Raw genomic sequence first — 21,147 nt, forward strand, 5'->3', positions numbered from 1 at the left:
GTTCCTCGTTCTCGTGTGGTGGTGCATGGTCGACAGAGACGACACTAGATGCGCGCCGCCGGATGCGCACCTGTCACCCTGGATTGCCGGCGGCCGGGATCAGCGCTTCGCGGCCGCCACGACCGCATCCACGGCGGCTTCCGCTGTCACCGTCTTGGCCTGCGCTTGGGCGTCGGTCGTCTGGTCCGTCGCGATCGTGGTGGCCGAGATCAGCAGGTTGCCCCACACGGCCTGGACGACGGTGCTCACCGCGGACAGATTCTGCCCTGCGGCCTCGATGGACATGGTCTGGCGCAGTCCGACGGTGGTGTCCGCGGTGGTCGTGGCGGTGGCCTTCGCCGTGATGACCTTCGCGGAGACCGACTTGCCCGCGATCTCGAACGACAGCGACACCGTGCCGCACTGGTCGAGCACGCTGTCGACGGTGGTGGTCCACGACGCCTTCTGCGCGGAGGTCAGCGGCGTGCCGGCGAAGGATGCGGCCGTCACCGCGCCCGTGGAGGTGCGGAACTGCGCGGCGATCGCATCCTCGGGCACCCCGCCCTGCATCGCCGTCGCCAGCAGGTCGCCGCACGCCTGCGGAGAGTACGTGACGTTCGACCCGCCGAGCAGCTGGGCGAGTCCGGCGGCCCCGCCCACCTTCGCGGCGGCGTCCTTCAGCTCGCTGTCGGTGACAAGGGTGCCGTCGACGCCGAGCGCGGTGCCCGCCCTGTCCAGGATGTTCGCGAGATCGCGGGCGGAGTATGTGCGCTCCGAGGCGCTCGCGCCCGCGCTCGGGCCGGTGCTTGCGCCTGGGTCTGTTCCCGCTGTGCGCCCCGTCGCAGAACATCCGGCGAGGAATGACGCCCCCACCGCCAGCACGCACACAACGAAAACGGACCGACGACGTGTCTTCACCAGATTCTCCCCCGCGAGACGAGCGCCGCCGGGTCGCGGCGCACGGACACCTCCACGCTACCCGAGATGCCCGAGATGCCCGGCGGGGCCCTGTATCGTGATTCTCCCCATCGCCACTGATCTGGAGAACGAGTGACCTTTCGTACCGTGCCCGCGTTCCTCCTCGCCGCCGCGGCGCTCGTCCTCACCGGCTGTGCTGCGTCCGGAGAGGGCGAAGCAGCGACCTCAGCGCATCCGGCCCCTGCGCATCCGGCCGTTGCACTGCCCGCAGCCGGCGCCCGGTTCGACTACCAGCTGGGCGGTGCGTACACGCCGCCCGAGGGGGTGACCGTCGTCGAGCGCGACCGCACATCCGAACCGTCGGGTGCCGGCTACGACATCTGCTACGTCAACGGGTTCCAGACGCAGCCGGACGCGTCGAAGGCGTTCGCGGCCGAGCATCCCGAGCTGGTCGTGCAGACACCGGATGGTCCGCTCGTCGACGAAGGATGGCCGGACGAGTACATCTTCGACACCTCGACAGAGGACAAACGAGGGTCGCTGGCCGCAATCGTCGGGACGTGGATCCGCGGGTGTGCGGACAGCGGCTTCTCCGCCGTCGAGATCGACAACCTCGACTCGTACACGCGCTCCGACGGCGCCCTTTCGGTGAAGGACAACCTCGCTCTCGCCGCCGACTACGCCCGGATCGCCCACGACGCCGGCCTGGCGATCGCGCAGAAGAACACGGCAGATCAGTCGGCCGAGCTGAAGGCCGCCGGGTACGACTTCGCCGTGACGGAGTCGTGCTTCCAGTTCTCCGAGTGCGAGTCGTACACCGACGTCTACCCCGTGGTGCTGGACATCGAGTACACCGACGAACTCGGCGAGGATGCGTTCGGTCGCGCGTGCTCGAGTTCGGAGCGACCGCAGACCATGATTCTGCGGGACCATTCGCTCGTCACCCCGGCCGACGACGGGTACGTGTACCGCAGCTGCTGAGTCGGGGCGGGAGCGTCAGGACCGCGCGAGGAACGGGTCGATCGCCGCCCACGTCGCTTCGGGCGCTTCCAGGTGGGGAAGGTGCCCTGCTGCGGGGATCTCGGCGAACTGCGCACCGGGAATCGCGTGGGCGACCGCCCGTCCGTATGCCGGGGTCACGATCCGGTCGCTCTCGCCCCACACCATCAGGGCGGGATTCCGGATGCCGCCGAGCCGGCCGAGCAGGGCAGGGTCGCTCATCCCGGCGCCCGCGATGACGGCCATCGTGCGACCGTTCGACTGCTGCACGGCGCGCTGCGCGTCTGTCGCCAGAGCGGGATCCCGGTAGCCGCGCTCCGGATCGTGCCAGGCGAGCTCGGCGAGGCCGCGGGCGTCGAGGGCGAAGAAGTCCGCGACCGGCTCACCGTCCACCACCGCCCCGACACCGTCGATATCGACCACGGCGCCGATCAGGCCGGCGTACCGCTCGTCCGCGGCGGCCTGCACCGCCATCTCGAGGGCGAGCCAGCCACCGATGGAGGAGCCGATCAGCACGACGTCCCGCTCACCGCCGGCCAGCAGGCGCCCGAGGTAGTCGGAGGCGAGGTCGGCGACGGAGGCGGTGGATGCGGGGAGCGGCGTCCCCTCCCACCCCGGGTGCGTCGGGGCGACAGCGTGCATGGTCGGCGCGAGGTGCCCGACGATCGGAGCGACGGTCTGCGGCCCGCCCCCGCCGTGGAGCACGAGCGCCGTGCGCGACGCGGGGTCGCCGGCCTGGACGAGGGGGAGGTCTTCGAACGGGGAAATGCTCATCATGCTCCTAAGTCAATATGCTTATTTACGGATGTTGATACGCTAGCACTGTGACGACGAACCTGGAAGTGCTCGGCCAGACGATCAAGCGCGCGCAGTACCGCAACCACCGCACGATGGACGCCGCCCTGCGCGACGTCGGCATCAGCCTCGTGCAATGGGACGCGCTGCGCGCCATCGAGCGCATGCCCCACGCCTCCGGGCACGACCTGGCCCTGGCGACCTTCCAGAGCGACCAGTCCTTCGGCACTCTGGCGACCCGCCTCGTCTCCCGCGGCCTCATCTCCCGAACGGCAGGCAGGGGCCGCCGCATCGAGCACGCCCTGACCGACGCGGGTCGCGCGGCGCTGGCGGACGGCTACCGGGTGGCGTCCGGGGTGCTCGACGGCCTCTTCGCGCCGCTCGACGAGGATCAGCGCGCGACGCTGCTCGCGGTGCTGCAGGTGCTGACGGCGGATGGGGCGGAGTCTCCGGGGCCGATTCTCACGCGTCGGTGATCAGCCCTCCGGGGCCGCGAACAGCGCATCCGGTTCGAACTCGGTGGGCGCTGCCGGACGACGAAGACGAGCAGGATGGCGCGGTAGAGGCCGAAGCGTCACGCGAGAGCCGCAGCCAGGTACGGGGCAGAAGCGCTGGCGGCCGCACCGGCGACCTCCTGGGGTGTCCCAACGGCGACGACCGTCCCGCCGAGCTCGCCGGCGCCGGGGCCGAGGTCGACGACGTAGTCGGCGGTGGCGACGACGCGCATGTCGAGTTCGACCACGACCACCGTGTTTCCCGCATCCACCAGGCTCTGCAGGTGTTCGATCAGGCGGTCGGCGTCTGCGCAGTGGAGGCCGGAGGTCGGTTCGTCGAGCACGTACAGGGTGTCTGCGCGCTGGGCACGCTGCAGCTCGGAGGCGAGCTTCACCCGTTGCGCCTCTCCACCGGACAGTTCGGTCGCCGGTTGCCCCAGCCTCAGGTAGCCGAGTCCGACATCCATGAGCGCCGTCAGGGAGCGCATGATCTCGTTCTCGCCGCCGAAGAAGTCATGGGCCTGCTCCACCGACATCGCGAGGATCTCGGCGATGTTCCGGTCACGCCAGGTGATCTCGAGCGTGTCGTCGTTGTACCGGGCGCCGTGGCATTCGGGGCAGACCGTGTACACCGATGGCAGGAACAGCAGCTCGACCATCACTGCACCCTCGCCTTCGCAGGTCGGGCAGCGGCCCCCGGCCACGTTGAAGGAGAACCGGCCGGGCCGGTAGCCTCGCGTGCGCGCCTCAGGGGTCTCGGCGAAACGACGCCGGACATGGTCGAACAGGCCCGTGTATGTCGCGACGTTGGAGCGCGGGGTGCGGCCGATGGGCTTCTGGTCGATGTTGACCACCCGGCGGACGCCACGAAGGTCGCCGGACACGGTGCCTTCGAGCAGTTCAGGGCCGTCGGCGAGGAGGAGGTCGTCGGATTCCGGAGCACTGTCGGCCAGGTCGACCGGGCGGCCGAGGTGGTCCCCGAGCAGCGCGGGGAGCACCTGGCTGACCAGGCTGGACTTTCCCGAACCGGACACTCCCGTCACCGCAGTGAAGGCCCCGAGTGGGATCGAGACCGACACGTCGCGCAGGTTGTTGCGGGTGATCTGCTCCAGCGTCAGCCATCCTGTCGCCGCGCGCGGAGTCCGTGGAGCGAGCCCGCGCCGGCCGAACAGATAGTCCCTGGTCACCGACTCATCGACGTCCGCCAGCCCATCCGGTGCTCCGCTGTAGAGGACGCGACCGCCCCGTTCGCCCGCTCCCGGACCGATGTCCACGAGCCAATCCGCGTGCCGCATCACGTCGACGGAGTGTTCGACGACGAACAGGCTGTTGCCTCGTTTCTTGAGCCCCTCGAGGATGCCCAGGAGGGCGTTCACATCCTGCGGGTGGAGGCCGGCCGACGGTTCGTCGAGCACATATACGACCCCGAACAGCTCGGAGCTCAGCTGGGTGGCGAGCCGCAGTCGTTGCAGCTCGCCTCCGGACAGGGTCGGCGTCGTGCGGTGCAACGACAGATACCCCAGCCCGAGGTCGATGATGGGGCGCAGGCGCTCCAGCAGCTCGGCGGCGAGGCGGGCAGCCGCCGCGCGCTTCTCCACCGCCTGGTTCGGGTTCCGCACCAGGTCTGCGAGCCGTACGGAGAGCTCGCGCAGCGGAAGCCGGGAGAACTCGGCGATGTCGAGCCCTTCGAACGTCACGGAGAGCGCCTCCGGCTTGAGCCGCTTGCCGTGACACACCGGGCACACGGCGGAGGTGAGATATTCCGCGACCCGCCTCTTCATCGACGCGCTCTTGGTCGTGGCGAACGTGTCGAGCACGTAGCGGCGGGCGCCCACGAAGGTCCCCTGATAGCTCGGCTCCGTCCCTGCGGAGATCGCCCTCCGCGTCTGCTCGGGAGTGAACCCCGCGTAGACCGGGGCGGTCGGGCGTTCCTCGGTGAAGAGGATCCAGTCGCGATCCTCGCGCGGAAGGTCGCGCCAGGGCGTGTCGACGTCGTAGCCCAGGGACACCAGGATGTCCCGCTGGTTCTGCCCGTGCCACGCCGTCGGCCAGGACGCGATCGCCCGCTCCCGGATCGTGAGCGATGGGTCGGGGACCATCTGCTGCTCGGTGACGGCGTACACCCGGCCGATGCCGTGGCATTCCGGGCAGGCGCCCTGCACGGTGTTGGCCGAGAAGTCCTCCGCGTAGAGCATCGGCTGACCGTCCGGGTAGTCCCCGGCCCGCGAGTACAGCATCCGCACGAGACTGGACAGCGTCGTGATGCTGCCCACCGTCGAGCGGGGGCTGCGCCCACCGCGCTGCTGCTGGAGCGCCACCGCCGGCGGCATTCCGGTGATCGAGTCGACGTCCGGGACACCGGCCTGGTCGATCAGACGCCGGGCGTACGGGGCGACGGACTCCAGGTACCTGCGCTGCGACTCCGCGAAGAGCGTCCCGAAGGCCAGGGACGACTTCCCCGACCCGGACACCCCGGTGAACACGACCATCGCATCGCGCGGGACGGTGAGGTCCACGTTCTGCAGGTTGTGCTCGCGGGCGCCTCGCACCCGAACATCCGGCTGAACATCCGGCTGAATCACGGACGGGTCTTCATTCGTCATGGTCTCCCGACCCCTCCTTCACCGCGGGATGCTCACAGCGTCGGCGCCCGAGAGGGTGCGCAAGCCGATCCACCCATACTCCCCGGGAGGGCGACGAATCGGTAGGGGGAGACCCCAGACCCACGGGGATGCGATCCGGCGGGCACAAAAAAAGCCCCGAGATGGCGAGATCTCGGGGCCAGTAGCGGGAGCGGGACTCGAACCCGCGACACCACGATTATGAGCCGTGTGCTCTAACCACCTGAGCTACCCCGCCGCTGCCTCCCGCTGTCGTGCCGGGAGGAGGGAGCCCCCTGTGGGAATCGGACCCACTACCTCTTCCTTACCAAGGAAGTGCTCTACCAATGAGCTAAGGGGGCGAAGCCTGCGCAGCTTCCGCTTCGCGTTTTTGGCAACCGTACGAGGATACCATCTGCGCGAGGGTGGTTTGTACACGCGCACGCCCCCGGCCCGGAGTGGCGACCACCCCGAGCCGGATGCCGTGGGTCAGGCCGCGTCGCGCTCCTCGGAGGCGCCGGACAGCGCATCCAGTTCGTCGTCGGTGAGGTCGAGCGTCACCGACGCGAGGAGGTCGGGGAGCTGGTCGAGGGTGCGCGCGCTCGCGATCGGGGCGACCACTGTGGGCTGTGCCGCCAGCCAGGCGAGGGCGACGGATGCGACGGACGCGTCGTGGGCGGCCGCCACGCTGTCGAGGGCATCGAGGACGGCGCGGCCGCGGTCGTCGAGGTACTTCGACGCCCCGGCGGCGCGGGCGCTGTCGACCGTGACGCCGTCGCGGTACTTGCCGGTGAGGAAGCCGGCGGCGAGCGCGAAGTAGGGAACGACGCCGAGGTTCTCGCGCTCGGCCAGCGCGCGGTACTTCTGCTCGAAGTCGCGCTCGACCAGGTTGTAGTGCGGCTGCAGGGCGACCGCGCGGTGCAGGCCCTCCGCCTCGGTGATCCTGAACCACTCCTCGATGCGCTCCGGAGAGTAGTTGGAGATGCCGATGTAGCGCACCTTGCCGGCGTCGACCAGGCTCGAGAGGGCGGCGACGGTCTCCTCCAGCGGAACCGTCTCGTCGTCGAAGTGTGCGTAGTAGAGGTCGATGTGGTCGGAGCCAAGACGTTCGAGGGATGCGTCCGCCGCGCGCAGGATGTTGTCGCCCGCGAGCCCCTTGAAGTCGGGGTGCTGGCTGACCTTGGTGGCGAGCACGACATCGTCACGGTTGCCGCGCGCCTGGAACCACTGGCCCAGGATGCGCTCGCTGTCCCCTCCGGTGTTGCCGGGCACCCACGCCGAGTATCCGTCCGCCGTGTCGACGAAGTTGCCACCCGCAGCCACGTAGCCGTCGAGGACGGCGAACGACGTGTCCCGATCGGCCGTCCATCCGAAGACGTTGCCCCCGAGCGAGAGGGGGAAGACCGAGAGGTCGGACGATCCGATGGTGCGGCGTGGTGCTGTCATTCGTATTTCTCCTTCGATGGCGTCGATTGACGGTGCTCTCACGCTAACGCGGAGTGCTGACGGCTATTCCGGGATCGTCTGAAGATGTGGAGAAGTTACGGCGGATGCCTACTGTGGAGGGATGCAGATCTCCGCGCGCCCCGATCGCGCCGACCTGACCGCCGATTGCGCGCGGTGCGTCGGCCTCTGCTGCGTCGCCCTCGCGTTCGCCCGCTCCTCCGAGTTCGCGTTCGACAAGGCGGCAGGCGAACCGTGCGTCAACCTCGACGACGGCCACCGTTGCCGCATCCACCCGGAGCTGCGCGAGCGCGGCTTCTCCGGATGCACGGTCTTCGACTGCTTCGGGGCCGGCCAGCAGGTCACCCAGCACACCTTCGGCGGAGGCGACTGGCGTGAGCGCCCGGAGCTGCGCGGCGAGATGTTCGCCGTTTTCCCGATCATGCGCCAGCTGCACGAGCTGCTCTGGTACCTCGACGAGGCCATCCTGATGCCCGCGGCGACCCCGCTGCGACAGCGACTGGATGCGGCACGCACCGAGGTCGCGCTGGTCGCCGACTCCCCCGCCCACCGCATCCTGAGCGTCGAGGTGGACGACCTGCGGGCACCCGTCGCCGAGCTGCTGCGGGCCGCGAGCCGCCTCACCCGCGAGGCGAACGTCGCCGCTGCACCGCGCGATCAGCGCCTCGCCCCCGGCGCCGACCTCGTCGGGGCGAACCTCGCCGGACGCGACCTGCGCGGCGCCGAACTCCGCGGCGCCCTCCTGATCGCCGCCGACCTGAGCGGGACCGACCTGTCGTACGCCGAGCTGATCGGCGCCGACCTCCGCGACGCGAACCTCCGCGGCGCCGACCTGGGCACGGCGATCTATGTCACCCAGGTGCAGGTCAACGCGGCGAAAGGGGATGCGCGCACGCTGCTCCCCGCAGGGCTCGTCGCCCCGTCGCACTGGGCGGTCTAGAGCGCGCCGATACCTGGCAGCGCCCACGCCGTGAACGCCGGGCCGCTGGAGGTGAACCGGATGCCGTCCTCTCCGCCGGAGACGATCGCATCCCCTACCAGCGGCGTCGCTGCGGCCACTCCACCGAGAGCGGCAGCATCCACCGTGAACGACACGTCGGCCCGCGCTGCCAGCACCAGCACCGACTCATCCTCCGCCTCGCGCACGAAGGCGAGCGCGTCGTCCCCGACGTGCAGCCACCGCATCCCGCCGCTACTGAGCGCCGGGTGCGCGCGGCGCAGGCCGATGAGCGTCGCGTAGAGGTCGACGGAGGCTGCGGCGGTGGTGTGTTCCGTCCCCCACGGCAGCGGCGTCCGAGATGCCTCCCCGTCGATCCCGGTCAGCCCGAACTCGTCGCCGGCGAACACCACGGGGATGCCCGGCAGCGTCACCGAGAGGCCGAGCGCGACAGGCACGGTGCCCGGCCGGGCGTTGGTCAGGAAGCGCGGGGTGTCGTGGGTGTCCAGCGCGTTCATCGTCCCGAGCCTGGTGCGCCACGGGAATCCGGCCGTGAACTGGCGGTGCGCTGCGAACACCTGACCGCCCGTGTACGTCGGGATGGTGCCGAACGGCAGCCCGAAGTAACTGGATGCGCTGCCCTCCTTCGACAGCCAGCCCCAGACCGGCCTGGTGAAGTTCGCGTACGTCATGGCGCCGTGCCAGGCGTCGCCCTGGAAGTCGCTCGACGCGTCGTTGGTCGACTCGCCCAGCAGGATCGTGTCCGGGTTGACGGCGAGCATCGTGGCGCGGATCATCCGGCGGACGGACTCGTTGAGGTCCTGATCCCCGTACCGTCCCGTCATGTTGGCGACGTCGATGCGCCAGCCGTCGAGGCCGTACGGTTCCTGCAGCCAGCGGCCGACCACCGAGTCCGGTCCCTCGATGAAGCGGCGGCGCAGCTCGTTCGAGTTCCAGTTCAGCTTGGGCAGGCTGGGGACGCCGAGCCAGGAGACGTACTGCGTGTGCTCCTCGTTCAGCCAGAGGAAGAACTCGCTCTCCGGCGCATCCGGGTTGCCGTACGCAGCCGTGAACCACTCGTGGCCGACGCCGCAGTGGTTGGAGGTGAGGTCGCCGATCACGCGCAGGCCGCGCTCGTGGGCGGCGGCGGTCAGACGCGCGAGCGCCTCGTTGCCGCCGAGCAGCGGGTCGACCATCGCGAAGCTGGAGGCGTCGTAGCGGTGGTTCGAGCTTCCCGGGAAGACCGGCGTGAGGTAGATGGTGGTGATGCCGAGGCGTTCCAGGTGGTCGAGGTGCTCGATCACGCCGTCGAGGTCGCCGCCGTAGAACTGCTGCGACCGGCCGGGCGGCACGTCGTCCACCGGGTCGGACCAGGCCGCGGGGATGGCCCAGGCCGGCGCGGGCCGGGAGTCCGCGGCGGCCGAGCGCGCGAAGCGGTCGGGGAACACTTGGTAGAGCACGGTCGCCTTGACCCACGCCGGCGGAGCGGAGAACGCGACGAGCTTGAAGTCCTCGGAGTCGAGTGTCTCGATGTCGTGCACGCCGGTGGCGTTCACCCACACCTTGCCGCCGTCTGCGCGGGAGATGAGGAACCGGTAGCCGTGCACCGGGTTCTCGACGATGACCGGAGCCTCCCACCAGTCCCAGCCGTCCGCGGACGCGACGAGCTGCGCGTCGGAGAACCGCGGCTCGTGGTCGGGGTTGGAGCGGGTGCGCACCGCATCCACTGCTCCCCAGCTGTGCGGGATGCGGAGCCGCACCTGCACGTGGTCGCCGAGCGACGGCTCCTGGGTCGACACGTGGAGCGGCGAGCCGTCGTGGTGGGGCAGGTGGAACGAGGTGGTCATTTGACGCTCCCGGCCGTGAGTCCGCCGACGATGTATTTCTGCAGGAAGAGGAAGAGCGCCATCACCGGAAGCGCGGCGAGGACCGCGCCAGCAGCGAAGATACCGTAGTTCTCGGAGAACTGCTGCGACACGAACTGGAACAACCCGACCGCCAGCGTCTGCTTCTCCGGCGTGATCAGCACGGTGCTCGCGATGACGAACTCGTTGGTCGTGCCGAGGAACGACAGCAGCGCCACCACGGCCAGGATGGGCGCCACGAGTCGCAGGATGATCGTGAAGAAGATGCGCGCGTGCCCGGCGCCGTCGAGCTTGGCCGCCTCGTCGATGGAGGTGGGAACCGTGTTGAAGAACCCGTACATCAGGTAGGTGTTCACCCCGAGCGCTCCGCCGAGGTAGACCATGATGAGGCCGAGCTGGCTGTCCAGGCCGAGCGCGGGGAACACGTTGCCGATGCCGTCGAGCAGCAGGAAGATCGCGACCATCGCGAGCAGCTGCGGGAACATCTGCACGAGGAGCAGCGTCAGCAGGCCGATACGCCGGCCGCGGAACCGCATCCGAGAGAAGGAGTACGCGGCGAGCGCCCCGAGGAACACGGAGCCGACGGAGGTCGCGATGCCGATGACGAGGGTGTTGCCGAACCACGCGGCGTACGGCTGCTGAGGCAGCTGGAACAGCGTGACGTAGTTGGCGGGGTCGATCACCGAGAACGGCGCGTTCGCGGTCATCAGCGTGCCGCCGGGGCGCAGGGATGCGGAGAGCACGTAGACCAGAGGGAACGCGGAGAAGATCACCATGACCACGCCGACCACGTGCCGCCACCCTGTGGCGCGGAACCATTTCCCGAACGTCGGCCGACGGGATGCTGTCAGTGCTGGTGCGGTCATCAGGTCAGCTCCTCGAGGGCTTTGGTCTGGCGGAAACTGATCGCGGAGATGACGGCCACCACGATGAAGATGATGATCGACAGCGCGCTGGCGAGGCCGTAGTCGCGGTTGGCGCCGACGAAGGCGACCTTGTAGACCATCGAGATGAGGATGTCCGTCGCCCCGACGTTGATGCCGGCGCTCGCATCCTGCGGTCCGCCGTTGGTCAGCATGTAGATCAGGTTGAAGTTGTTGAAGTTGAACGCGAACGAGCTGATCAGCAGCGGCGCGAGCGAGACGAGCAGCAGCGGGAACTTGATCAGCCGGAACGATGCCCAGGCGCTCGCCCCGTCGACGCGCGCCGCCTCCTGGAACTCGTCGGGGATGGACTGCAGCGCACCCGTGCAGACCAGGAACATGTACGGGAAGCCCATCCACAGGTTCACGAACAGGATGCTCGCCTTCGCCAGCCACTCGTTCGTCAGCCACGGGATCTCCGCCCCGCCGAACAGCACCTGGTTGACGAACCCGAACTGCGGGTTGAGCATCCCGGCCCAGACCAGGGCGGAGAGGAAGGCGGGGAACGCGTACGGCAGGATCATGGCGATCCGGTAGAACTTGCGGCCGCGCATCCGCATGTCGTTGAAGACGATCGCGAGGAACAGGCCGAGCACGAACGTGGTCGCGACGGAGAGGATGGCGAACGCGAACGTCCACAGGGTCACTCCGAGGAGCGGTCCGCGGATGGACTCGGTGGTGAATGCGCGCACGAAGTTGTCGAAGCCGACCGTGATCTGCCAGCCGGGCATCAGCTGCTTGCCGTTCGGCGCCGTGAAGGCACCCTGCCCGGTGTCGGAGTAGACGGTGCCGGTCTTGCTGTCCGTCATGGTCCCCGCCGCGGCGTCGTAGCTCAGCGTCGACCGGTAGAGGTAGGCGCTGCTGCCGTCCGACGTGCGCAGTGCTCCGTCGTTGGGGTCGCTGCTGACGGCGACGCTCAGCTTCGCGATCTCGTCCTGCTTGTCGATCACCTGCGCGAAGTTCAGGGTGCGGTAGCCGGGAGCGGCCACCGCCGTCCCCTCCTCGTCGAGCGTCGCGCCGGACACCTTCTCGAGCGGGCTGTCCGCCGTGCCGACCTCGACGGAGCCGTCCGGGTCCGTCACGAGGAACCCGAGCTGCCCTGCGCGCTCGACCACGCTCAGGCGGTAGGTCGGCGAGTCCGGCACTCTGGCCTGCGCGGACTGCAGGAGCGCGGTGACCGCGTCCTCCTTGGTGCTGTTGTGCCCTGTGCCGTAGTTGGTGAACGCGATGTAGCCGGAGTAACCGATCACGAACACCTGGAACACGAGCAGGAAGATCACGCCGGGGGTGAGGTATTTCGCCGGAAGCTTGCGCTTGCCGAAGTAGATCCAGTTGACGACGAGCGTCACCGCGAGCACGATGCCGAACGGCAGCCAGCTCTTGTTGGCGAAAAGGACGAACAGCGCGTAGAGGCTGGTCGCGTCCACGATGCCGAGCAGCAGGATCTTCAGGATCAGCGTCTTCACGCCGACAGACGCCTCCTCCGCGACCCGCGCAGCGCGCAGGGAGCGCTTCGAGCGGGGAGTGGGGTCGTCTCCGCCGTCCGGACGCGACCGCTCGTCGCTGTCCGGTGCTGTTCGCTGGGTTGTCGTCATCGCGCGGCCCTCCTCGACCACGGCGGCGTCCCGGCCGGTCTGCTGACCGGCCGGGACGCGCATCCGGTTACTGGGCGATCGCCGTCTGGATGTCGGTGGTCATCTTCTGCCAGAGCGCAGCCGGGTCGCCCTTGCCGTCGATGATGGCGGCCTGGGTCACGCCCCAGAACTGCCACACCTTGCCCATCGCCGGGATGTTCGGCATCGGCTCTCCGGAGGCGCCGACCTTGCCGAAGCCCTCGATGATGGGGTCGCTGGCCGCCTTGTCGAACGCCGCGGTCAGCGCCGGCGGGCGAGCGCCCACCTTGTAGAGCGCGGTCTGCACCTTCTCGGTGCCGATGTAGTTGGTGAGGAAGTCGTTGGCGGCGAGCTTGTTCTTCGTCTTTGAGCTGACGAAGAAGCCCTGCACGCCCACGAACGGTGCGGAGGGCGCGCTGCCGACCGAGGGGATGGGGTCGACGGCCAGCTTGATGCCCGCCTTCTCCGCGTCAGCGACGTTCCACGGACCGGTGAGGAAGAACGGCGCCTTGCCGGAGTTGAACTTCTCCTTGGCGATGTCGCCGGTCACCGAGGTGCTGAGCACCCCGGCCTTGCCCTGCTCGGCGAGCCAGGCGGCGAAGGCATCCCCGGATGCTCCACCGATGGTGAGCTTCTTCGGGTCGTAGCTGCCGTCGGCGGCCGTGCCGAAGACGGGGGCGCCGAACGAGGCCTGGAACGGGTACAGGTGGTACGGGTCGGACTGCGGCCCGACCTGCACCACGAAGCCCTTGGAGACCATGTCGGCGTACGACGACGCCGGCTCAGGGGCCAGCGCGGTGTTGCGCAGGATCGCGATGTTCTCGATCGAGTACGGCAGGCCGTACGTCTTGCCCTCGTAGGTCATCGCGCTGACGGCGACCTTCTCGAAGCCGGCGGCCTTGTCGCCGAGCTCGATGGGCTGGACGACGCCGTTGGTGACGAAGTTGCCCGTCCAGTCGTTCGCGCCGATGGTGATGTCCGGGCCCTTGCCGGTGGGGACCTGGGCGACGAATTGGTCCTGGATCTTGGCGAAGTCCTTCTGCACGAGAGTGACCTTCACGCCGGTCTCCTTGGTGAAGGAGGCAGCTGCGTCCTTCATCACCTTGGCCCGGTCCGCGTCGACCCAGACGGTCAACGGGGTCTTGCTCTCAGAGCCGGACGTCGAGGAGGAGCCGGCTCCTCCCGAGCATCCGGCGAGCGCGAGCGCCGCCGTGATGGCGACCGCGCCTGCGGTCAGAAGGGTGCGGGGTTTCACCGTCATTGGTGTGCCTTTCGTTGGAATGCTGCAAGCGTTTTCATTGTTACCCGACTTCTGCGTCGTTTGCAAGCGCAGAGAATACGTGGATGTTACGGGTCTCCCGAGTTTGCGCGAGCAATGCTGCACGCATAGGATCGCTCGATCATGGAAACGCTTGCACGATCCTCGCACACCCGGTCCCGGGCGCCGCTAGGATCATCAGCGACCGAAGGCGAGGAGAACATGGCGGGCATCGAAGACGTCGCGCGTCTCGCCGGAGTCTCCACCGCGACCGTCTCCCGGGCGCTCAGCGGGAACGCGCACGTCTCGGATGCGACGCGGGCGCGGGTGGCTGAGGCCGCATCCACGCTGGGCTACGTGGTCTCCTCGTACGCGTCGAGCCTCGCATCCGGTCGCACCAAGAACGTCGGCGCCGTGGTGCCGCACCTCAACCGGTGGTTCTTCTGCTCGGTCATCGAGGGTGCGGAACGCGCGCTGCTGCGCCGCGGATACGACCTCACGCTCTACAACCTGAGCGGAAGCGGCGACGAGCGGCGCACGGTGTTCGAGAACCATCTGCTGCGGCAACGCGTGGATGCGGTCATCGCCGTCTCCCTCGAACTCACCGACGACGAAGTGGGCCGCCTGCTGCGCATCGGCAAGCCGCTCGTCGGCGTCGGAGGGCCGCTGCGCGGGGTGCCGTCGCTCACGATCGACGACGTCGCCGTCGCGGAGCTCGCCACGGCGCACCTGATCGCGCTCGGCCACCGCCGGATCGGCCACATCGGCGGCAGCCACGAGTTCGACCTCGACTTCCACATCCCGACCAACCGGAGGCTCGGCTACGAGCGGGCACTCGCCTCGGCGGGCATCCCGGCCGAGGACGCCCTCTACCGCAAGGCCGATTTCACCATCGCGGGCGGATACGGGGCAGCGAAGCAGCTGCTCGGAGCCCCGCACGACCGGCCGACAGCGATCTTCGCTGCGTCGGACGAGATGGCCATCGGCAGCATCCTCGCGGCCCGCGACCTGGGGCTCACCGTGCCGGGCGACGTGTCGGTGATCGGCATCGACGACCACGACCTGTCCGACTTCTTCGGCCTCAGCACGGTCGCGCAGTTCCCCGACCGCCAGGGCGAGCAGGCGGTGGAACTGCTGATGCGGTCGCTGCAGCCGTCACCGCAGCCCTCATCGTCCACGAAGGCGGAGGCGGCTACCATGTCCGTGAGCGCCGACGATGCCGCCACGATTCCGGTCCCATACGAGTTGATCGTCAGAAGCAGCACGGCCGTCCCGCCCGCACACTGAGCGGAACCGCCCTGTCGATCGGCCCGTTCCCAGCGCCGCCATCGCCCGAAACCACCCCATCCCCCTTCCGAGTCAGGTGATCGTCATCACGTCCCCAGCATCGTCGCGCGAGCAGCGCACATCCCTCCCCGCAGCATCCACGGGCGCCGCACCCGGCACCGCCCTCGCGCCGAGCAGCCCCGGCAGGGAGTGGTGGCGCTCCGCCGTCATCTACCAGGTGTACCCGCGCTCGTTCGCCGACGCGAACGGCGACGGCATGGGCGACCTGCCCGGCATCACGCACCGCCTCCCCGCTCTCCGCAGTCTCGGCGTGGATGCGGTCTGGCTGTCCCCGTTCTTCACCTCGCCGCAGAACGATGGCGGATACGACGTCGCCGACTACTGCGACGTCGACCCGCTGTTCGGCACGCTCGCCGACTTCGACACGATGCTCGAGCGCGCGCACAGCCTCGGACTGCGGGTCATCATCGACATCGTCCCCAACCACAGCTCAAGCGCGCACGCCTGGTTCCAGGCCGCGCTGGCCTCCGCCCCCGGCAGCGAGGAGCGCGCGCGGTACATGTTCCGCGATGGCAAGGGCGAGAACGGCGACCTCCCGCCGAACAACTGGGAGTCGATCTTCGGCGGCCCGGCCTGGACGCGCATCACCGAGCCGGACGGCACCCCCGGCCAGTGGTACCTGCACCTGTTCGACAAGTCCCAGCCCGACCTCGACTGGGAGAACCCGTGGGTGTGGGAGCAGTTCCGCGGCATCCTGCGCTTCTGGCTCGACCGCGGCGTCGACGGCTTCCGCGTGGATGTGGCGCACGGCATGGTCAAGGAGGCCGGCCTCCCCGACTACACCCCTCCCGCGAACGCCGGCAGCATGGGCGGTGTCGCCCTCGAACCCGAGATCGGCGCTCACGCATCCAGCGAGCCGCCCACTCCCCCGTACTTCGCCCAGGATGGGGTGCACGCCATCTACCGCGACTGGCACAAGGTCCTGGAGGAGTACGAGGGCGACCGCGTGCTCTGCGGAGAGGCCTGGGTCGAGCCGCTGGAGAAGCTGGCCCGCTGGGTGCGCCCGGACGAGATGCAGCAGACCTTCAACTTCGGCTACCTGGAGACCCCGTGGGACGCGGCGGCGCTCCGCACGGTGATCGACCGCTCGATCTCCGTCTTCGCGAGCGTCGGCGCGCCGAGCACCTGGGTGCTGTCCAACCACGACGTCGTCCGCCACGCCACCCGCCTCGCCCTGGAGGGCGAGAACCTGCAGGGCCACGGCATCGGGCCGAAGTCCACGGGCATCCCGGACACGGCGTTCGCGCTGCGCCGCGCCCGTGCGGCGACCGCGCTGATGCTGGCGCTTCCCGGCTCGGCCTACCTGTACCAGGGCGAGGAGCTCGGCCTTCCCGAGGCGATCGACCTGCCGGACTCCGCACGCCAGGACCCGACGTGGTTCCGCACCAACGGAGAGCGGTACGGCCGCGACGGCTGCCGCGTGCCGCTGCCCTGGGAGGGCACGGAGCCGTCCTACGGCTTCGGGCCCGGCGCGGCCAGCTGGCTGCCGCAGCCCGCATCCTGGGCGTCGTACACGCGCGACACCCAGGAGGGCGTCGCCGGCTCGACGCTGACGATGTACCAGGATGCGCTCGCGGCGCGCCGCGAGCACGACCTCGCCTTCGGCACGCTCGAGTGGGCCGACCTGGGCGAGGATGTGCTCGCATTCCGTTCCGGGAATGTGTTCGTGGTGGCCAACGTGGGCACCGCGCCGGTGGCGCTCCCCGACGGCGAGGTGCTCCTCGCGAGCGCCCCGCTCAGCGACCGCACCCTCCCGCACGACACCACGGTCTGGTTGCGCGCCTAGTTACGCCGAGATGCCAGTAACTGCGCCGCCTCCCGGGCGTTTCGCGACAGTTGCTGGCATCTCGCCGTTAGGAGGCGTTGGCGGTGAGCCAGGCGTACGGGTCGACCTGACGGGTGCCGTCGAGCAGGATCTCGAAGTGCAGGTGCGCGCCGGTGGAGACACCGGTGTTGCCGACGAGACCGACGGTCTCCGCCACCTTCACCTGCTGACCGACGCTCACTCGCACCGACCCGGACTGCATGTGGCAGTACTTGCTGCTCACCAGCTGACCGCCGATCATGTGGTCGATGGTCACGTTCACGCCGCATCCGCCGTTGTCGCCGGTGACCACCTCGCGCACGACGCCGTCCGCCATGATCTGGATGGGCACCCCGGACCCCGGCGTGAAGTCGATGCCCATGTGGTTCGTGGATGCGCCCTCGGTCGGTGCCGCCCGCGGCCCGAACCAGTCGGAGATCGGGACCCCGAGCGGGAACGGCCACTGCACGGCCCCCGCCGGGTTGTTGGTGAACGTGTCGGCGATGCGCATGGAACGCAGCCCGGCGACCTTCTCGCGCGAGCTCACCTGCATGCCGTCCCGGACGATGGATGCGACGCCCTGCTGGGCGGGAGCCGCGAACCCCTGCACCCCGTCCGACGGGGCGGCGGGGGCGACCTGCTGCGCCTGGATGGCCTGGGCGCGCACATCCTCCTCGGTGAGCAGCGCCATGGCAGGGACGGACGTGGCGACGCCGATCGCGACGGCGAAGGTCAGGGCGACGGCGCTGAGGCCCCTGCGGGAGCGGGAGGTGGGTGAGGTGCGCGGAGTGGGCGTCGCGCGCGTCGGCCCCTCCGCGCAACGCCGTCCGGCCTCCAGCATCCGCTCGCGCTCGCGCAACGCGCGCCGGGTGAGCGGAACCGCATCCGGAGTCGCCGACACGTCGACCGGGCGCTGGGGCACCGGGGAGTTCAGGCGGTCGGGAGTCAACGGTATGGTCGGCTTTCGATCTTTCTCAGACGATCACAGGGGATTACTCTTGCGCGGCGGCAAGACAACCCTCCCAATGTAACGAATGTGTAACCGACTTCCCAAGCCATTCAGCAAAAATGATGCGAACACATGGGTATTTCAGCGCCAGGCCGAGTAGTACTCCTGAACCAGTGGATTGAGCTTCTGGTACAGCGCGGGCGGTGCGGCCACCAGCAGCTCCGCTCCGGCCTGCAGGTCCCCGAGGCCGCCGACGACCGCCCCCGCCTCCCGCGCAATCAGCGCCCCGGCCGCGTGGTCCCAGGGATTCAGGCCACGCTCGAAGTACGCATCCAGTCGCCCGGACGCCACATTGCAGAGGTCGAGGGATGCAGTGCCGATGCGCCGAACATCCCGCACCTTGCCGATCAGTTGCGCGACGAACGCCGCCTGGCGCTCCCTGATCGTGGCGTCGTAGCCGAACCCCGTGCCGACCAGCGCCAGCTCAAGCGGAACATCCCCGTTGACGTGCAGCTCCCTGCCGTTCAGCCGCGCTCCCCCGCCCGCCGCCGCCGTGAACGCCTCGCCGCTGACCGGGTTGACCACGGCGCCCGCGAGGGTGGTCCAGGTCTGCGGGTCCGCGTCGCCCTCGACCACGGCGATGCTCACGGCATAGGCGGGGATGCCGTAGAAGTAGTTGACGGTCCCGTCGATGGGGTCGACCACCCAGGTCAGCCCGCTCGTCCCTTCACCGCCGCCCGACTCCTCCCCGAGGAACCCGTCCCGTGGCCGAGACGCGGCGATCGCCTCACGCACCAGATGCTCCACCTCACGGTCGGCACGCGTCACGATGTCGGTCAGCGACGACTTGGATGCGGCGATCTCCACCCCCTCCGACCGCCGCAGGTGGGCGAGGTCGGCAGCGCGACGCGCGACAGTGAGTGCGATATCCCGGAGTTCGGCGTTGGAAGGCATGAGGACAGCCTGACAGACGTGGGGTGCCGGATGGGCACGCCACGATCAGATGGCCGGTCGCACCGGATCCGCGTCGTCGGGGAACCCCTGCAGCGTCACCGGCCGGAGGAACCGGTCGATCGCCGCTGTGCCGACTGACGTGCTCGCCGCCGCCGTACTGGCCGGATACGGCCCTCCGTGCGTCATCGCCGGGGAGACGGCGACGCCGGTCGGCCACCCATTCCAGACCAGCCTGCCGCTGTGGCGGATGGCCTCGGCGACAAGAACGTCCAGCCCGTCGTCGCCGGCCGACTCGGCCTGGAAGGTCGACGTGAGCGTGCCTCCGACCGCGCGCGCGATGGTGGAGAGCTCGCCAGGGTCTCGGTAGCCGACGATCAGCGCGCTCGGGCCGAAACGCTCGGCGCCGAGCTCGTCGATGTCGGCGAGGAACACATCGGCGGTGGTCGCATACAGGCTCGGCTCGACGGCGTCTCCGTCCGCGCCGCCCCTCCGCACCACCCGCACGCCCTGGTGGTCCTCGTAGCGCGGAGCGAGCGATTCGTACCCGTCGCGGATGCGCTCGTTCAGCATCGCCGCCGGAGCGACGTCGCCGAGGGCGGCAGCAGCCGCGGCGGCGAACGCATCGGCGTCCGGCACGAACACCAGACCGGGCTTCGTGCAGAACTGGCCGGCACCGAGAGTGAACGAACCGACGAATCCCTGCGCGATGTCTGCCAGTCGTGCCCGCGCTGCTTCGGCGGTCACGTAGACGGGATTGACCGAGCCGAGCTCGCCGTAGAACGGGATGGGAGCCGGTCGCGCCGCTGCCAGCTCGAAGAGCGCCCGCCCGCCCTCCGTCGACCCCGTGAATCCGACCGCGGCGATCACCGGATGCTGCACGAGCGCGGGCCCCGTCTCCCACCCGTCCACCAGACCGAACACACCCGACGGCAATCCAGCAGCCTCGACAGCAGCCGCGATGTGCGCCGCCGTCGCCATCGACAGTGCAGGGTGCCCCGGATGCGCCTTCACGACCACCGGACACCCGGCGGCGAGCGCGGAAGCCGTGTCCCCACCTGCGACACTGAACGCGAACGGGAAGTTGCTCGCGGCGAACACGGCGACCGGCCCGAGCGCCACTAGATAGCGCCGCAGCTCGGGGAAGCCGTCCGGATGGTCCACCACGACCGGCGCGGGAGCGCCGAGCAGCCGCGCGAAGGAGCGCAGCTGCCCCGTGGTCCTCGCCACCTCGCCGGTGAGCCGGGCGGCGCTCAGGTGGGTCTCCTTCTCGGCCAGCGCGACCAGGGCGGCGCTGTCGGCGTCCAGCCGGTCGGCGATGTCGCTCAGCAGAGCGGCTCGCACGCCGGGGGACGTCGCCGCGTACGGCGCCGCCGCTGCGGCAGCCGCCTCGCAGGTGCGGTCGAGTTCGTCCGTCGCTGTCATCGTCTCTCCAAGTAGGTCCACGCCGCCCGTCCGGTGGCGACAGGATTCGTCGTCGTCCCGACGCCGTCGACCGTCACGGTCACCACGTCGCCTTCGCGCAGGGTGAAGTCGTCGGGCGGCACGATCCCGGTCCCCGTGGACAGCCAGACGCCGTCCGGGAAGTTCTCCGCACGGAAGAGCCACTCCACCAGCTCCTCCGGCGTGCGGGCGAGGTTCGCCGTCGATGTCTCCTCCGCGAACGCGGTGGCGCCATCCCGTTCGATCGACAGCCGGACGGCGAGGTCCCTCGCGTCGACCTCCCAGGCCGGACGGATCGTCGCCGCCACGGCGCACGCGCCGGCGAACACCTTGGCCTGCGGCAGGTAAAGCGGGTTCTCGCCCTCCAGAGAGCGCGAGCTCATGTCGTTGCAGACGCCGTATCCGACGATCTCGCCGAATCGGTTCGCGATGACCGCCAGCTCCGGTTCAGGAACGTCCCACGTCGAGTCCCCGCGGATCGCCACCGGCTCCCCGTCGACCACGACCCGCCAGGCCGCCGACTTGAAGAACAGCTCTGGACGTTCCGCCTCGTACACCCTGTCGTAGATGTCCGGGTCGGACGACTCTTCCATGCGCGCGGTGCGCGACCGGTGGTAGGTCACCCCGCTCGCCCAGACCTCGGTGCGCCCGTCGATCGGCGCGCACGGTTCGAGGTCGGCTCGCGAGCCGTCCTGGTCCGTTGCGTCATCGACCAACCGGCGGATCTCCTCCACCGGGCGGCTGAGCAGGTCGGCGAACGACGAGACGGCGACCGTCGCGACCACCCCGTCCCGTTCCGTCATGACAC

At 69.5% G+C, this 21,147-nt stretch carries 17 protein-coding genes and 2 tRNA genes; 5 read left to right on the top strand and 14 right to left on the bottom strand.

The window, feature by feature from the left end:
* Nucleotides 1–99: 99 nt before the first annotated feature.
* Nucleotides 100–897: a hypothetical protein gene (locus B7438_RS06250; protein ID WP_143465665.1), complete on the bottom strand. Its 798-nt coding sequence runs from the start codon at nucleotides 895–897 to the stop codon at nucleotides 100–102.
* Nucleotides 898–1,029: 132 nt separating this feature from the next.
* On the opposite strand from B7438_RS06250, the gene B7438_RS06255 reads away from it, so the two are divergent.
* Complete coding sequence (locus B7438_RS06255) at nucleotides 1,030–1,878, top strand: endo alpha-1,4 polygalactosaminidase (RefSeq protein WP_085368698.1); 849 nt, start codon at nucleotides 1,030–1,032, stop codon at nucleotides 1,876–1,878.
* A gap of 15 nt (nucleotides 1,879–1,893) precedes the next feature.
* On the opposite strand, the gene B7438_RS06260 is transcribed toward B7438_RS06255, so the two are convergent.
* The gene (locus B7438_RS06260; protein ID WP_085368699.1) at nucleotides 1,894–2,670 is read right to left on the bottom strand and encodes an alpha/beta fold hydrolase; all 777 of its coding nucleotides are present in this window, start codon (nucleotides 2,668–2,670) and stop codon (nucleotides 1,894–1,896) included.
* 50 nt (nucleotides 2,671–2,720) lie between these two features.
* Between B7438_RS06260 and B7438_RS06265 the strand changes: the two genes are divergently transcribed.
* Nucleotides 2,721–3,167, top strand: coding sequence for a MarR family winged helix-turn-helix transcriptional regulator (locus B7438_RS06265; RefSeq protein ID WP_085368700.1), 447 nt, complete (start codon nucleotides 2,721–2,723; stop codon nucleotides 3,165–3,167).
* A 98-nt stretch (nucleotides 3,168–3,265) separates the two neighbouring features.
* On the opposite strand, the gene uvrA is transcribed toward B7438_RS06265, so the two are convergent.
* The 4 genes from uvrA to B7438_RS06285 all read right to left on the bottom strand — a co-directional run bounded on the left by uvrA (nucleotide 3,266) and on the right by B7438_RS06285 (nucleotide 7,231).
* Entirely contained in the window at nucleotides 3,266–5,788 is a 2,523-nt protein-coding gene (uvrA, locus tag B7438_RS06270; RefSeq protein WP_085368701.1) for an excinuclease ABC subunit UvrA, read from the bottom strand.
* 182 nt (nucleotides 5,789–5,970) lie between these two features.
* A tRNA-Met gene (locus B7438_RS06275) sits at nucleotides 5,971–6,044 on the bottom strand.
* Nucleotides 6,045–6,075: 31 nt separating this feature from the next.
* A tRNA-Thr gene (locus B7438_RS06280) sits at nucleotides 6,076–6,147 on the bottom strand.
* A gap of 127 nt (nucleotides 6,148–6,274) precedes the next feature.
* Entirely contained in the window at nucleotides 6,275–7,231 is a 957-nt protein-coding gene (locus tag B7438_RS06285; protein WP_085368702.1) for an aldo/keto reductase, read from the bottom strand.
* 121 nt (nucleotides 7,232–7,352) lie between these two features.
* Here B7438_RS06285 and B7438_RS06290 point away from each other — a divergent pair, with 121 nt between their 5' ends.
* On the top strand, nucleotides 7,353–8,189 hold the full coding sequence (locus B7438_RS06290) for a pentapeptide repeat-containing protein (protein ID WP_085368703.1): 837 nt from the start codon (nucleotides 7,353–7,355) through the stop codon (nucleotides 8,187–8,189).
* Here B7438_RS06290 and B7438_RS06295 read toward each other — a convergent pair.
* The 4 genes from B7438_RS06295 to B7438_RS06310 form a co-directional block, all read right to left on the bottom strand.
* The gene (locus B7438_RS06295) at nucleotides 8,186–10,033 is read right to left on the bottom strand and encodes a glycoside hydrolase family 13 protein (protein ID WP_085368704.1); all 1,848 of its coding nucleotides are present in this window, start codon (nucleotides 10,031–10,033) and stop codon (nucleotides 8,186–8,188) included. The two genes, B7438_RS06290 and B7438_RS06295, sit on opposite strands and share 4 nt — an antisense overlap.
* Nucleotides 10,030–10,917: a sugar ABC transporter permease gene (locus B7438_RS06300; protein ID WP_085368705.1), complete on the bottom strand. Its 888-nt coding sequence runs from the start codon at nucleotides 10,915–10,917 to the stop codon at nucleotides 10,030–10,032. The genes B7438_RS06295 and B7438_RS06300 overlap by 4 nt, the downstream gene beginning before the upstream one ends.
* Nucleotides 10,917–12,569: an ABC transporter permease subunit gene (locus tag B7438_RS06305; RefSeq protein ID WP_085368799.1), complete on the bottom strand. Its 1,653-nt coding sequence runs from the start codon at nucleotides 12,567–12,569 to the stop codon at nucleotides 10,917–10,919. The genes B7438_RS06300 and B7438_RS06305 overlap by 1 nt, the downstream gene beginning before the upstream one ends.
* Nucleotides 12,570–12,636: 67 nt before the next feature.
* Nucleotides 12,637–13,848 (bottom strand): maltose ABC transporter substrate-binding protein, encoded by a 1,212-nt coding sequence (locus B7438_RS06310; RefSeq protein WP_085368706.1) that lies wholly within the window; start codon nucleotides 13,846–13,848, stop codon nucleotides 12,637–12,639.
* A 219-nt stretch (nucleotides 13,849–14,067) separates the two neighbouring features.
* Between B7438_RS06310 and B7438_RS06315 the strand changes: the two genes are divergently transcribed.
* Both B7438_RS06315 and B7438_RS06320 read left to right on the top strand, forming a co-directional pair.
* Entirely contained in the window at nucleotides 14,068–15,132 is a 1,065-nt protein-coding gene (locus tag B7438_RS06315; protein ID WP_085368707.1) for a LacI family DNA-binding transcriptional regulator, read from the top strand.
* Between the two features lie 85 nt (nucleotides 15,133–15,217).
* Complete coding sequence (locus B7438_RS06320; RefSeq protein WP_085368800.1) at nucleotides 15,218–16,978, top strand: glycoside hydrolase family 13 protein; 1,761 nt, start codon at nucleotides 15,218–15,220, stop codon at nucleotides 16,976–16,978.
* A gap of 67 nt (nucleotides 16,979–17,045) precedes the next feature.
* Here the strand turns inward: B7438_RS06320 and B7438_RS06325 are convergent, their stop codons facing one another.
* The 4 genes from B7438_RS06325 to B7438_RS06340 all read right to left on the bottom strand — a co-directional run bounded on the left by B7438_RS06325 (nucleotide 17,046) and on the right by B7438_RS06340 (nucleotide 21,142).
* Nucleotides 17,046–17,945 carry a M23 family metallopeptidase gene (locus B7438_RS06325; protein WP_085368708.1) on the bottom strand — a complete coding sequence of 300 codons (900 nt, stop codon included), beginning with the start codon at nucleotides 17,943–17,945 and terminating at the stop codon, nucleotides 17,046–17,048.
* A gap of 141 nt (nucleotides 17,946–18,086) precedes the next feature.
* A complete protein-coding gene (locus tag B7438_RS06330) occupies nucleotides 18,087–18,899 on the bottom strand; it encodes an inositol monophosphatase family protein (protein WP_085368709.1) in 813 nt (270 codons plus the stop codon).
* A 45-nt stretch (nucleotides 18,900–18,944) separates the two neighbouring features.
* Nucleotides 18,945–20,321, bottom strand: a complete 1,377-nt coding sequence (locus tag B7438_RS06335; protein WP_085368710.1) for an aldehyde dehydrogenase (NADP(+)) — start codon at nucleotides 20,319–20,321, stop codon at nucleotides 18,945–18,947.
* Nucleotides 20,318–21,142, bottom strand: a complete 825-nt coding sequence (locus B7438_RS06340) for a fumarylacetoacetate hydrolase family protein (protein WP_218775141.1) — start codon at nucleotides 21,140–21,142, stop codon at nucleotides 20,318–20,320. Before B7438_RS06340 ends, B7438_RS06335 begins: the two co-directional genes overlap by 4 nt.
* Nucleotides 21,143–21,147 lie beyond the last annotated feature (5 nt).

This window comes from Leifsonia sp. NCR5, from assembly GCF_002105485.1.
In the GTDB taxonomy this organism is placed as follows: domain Bacteria; phylum Actinomycetota; class Actinomycetes; order Actinomycetales; family Microbacteriaceae; genus Leifsonia.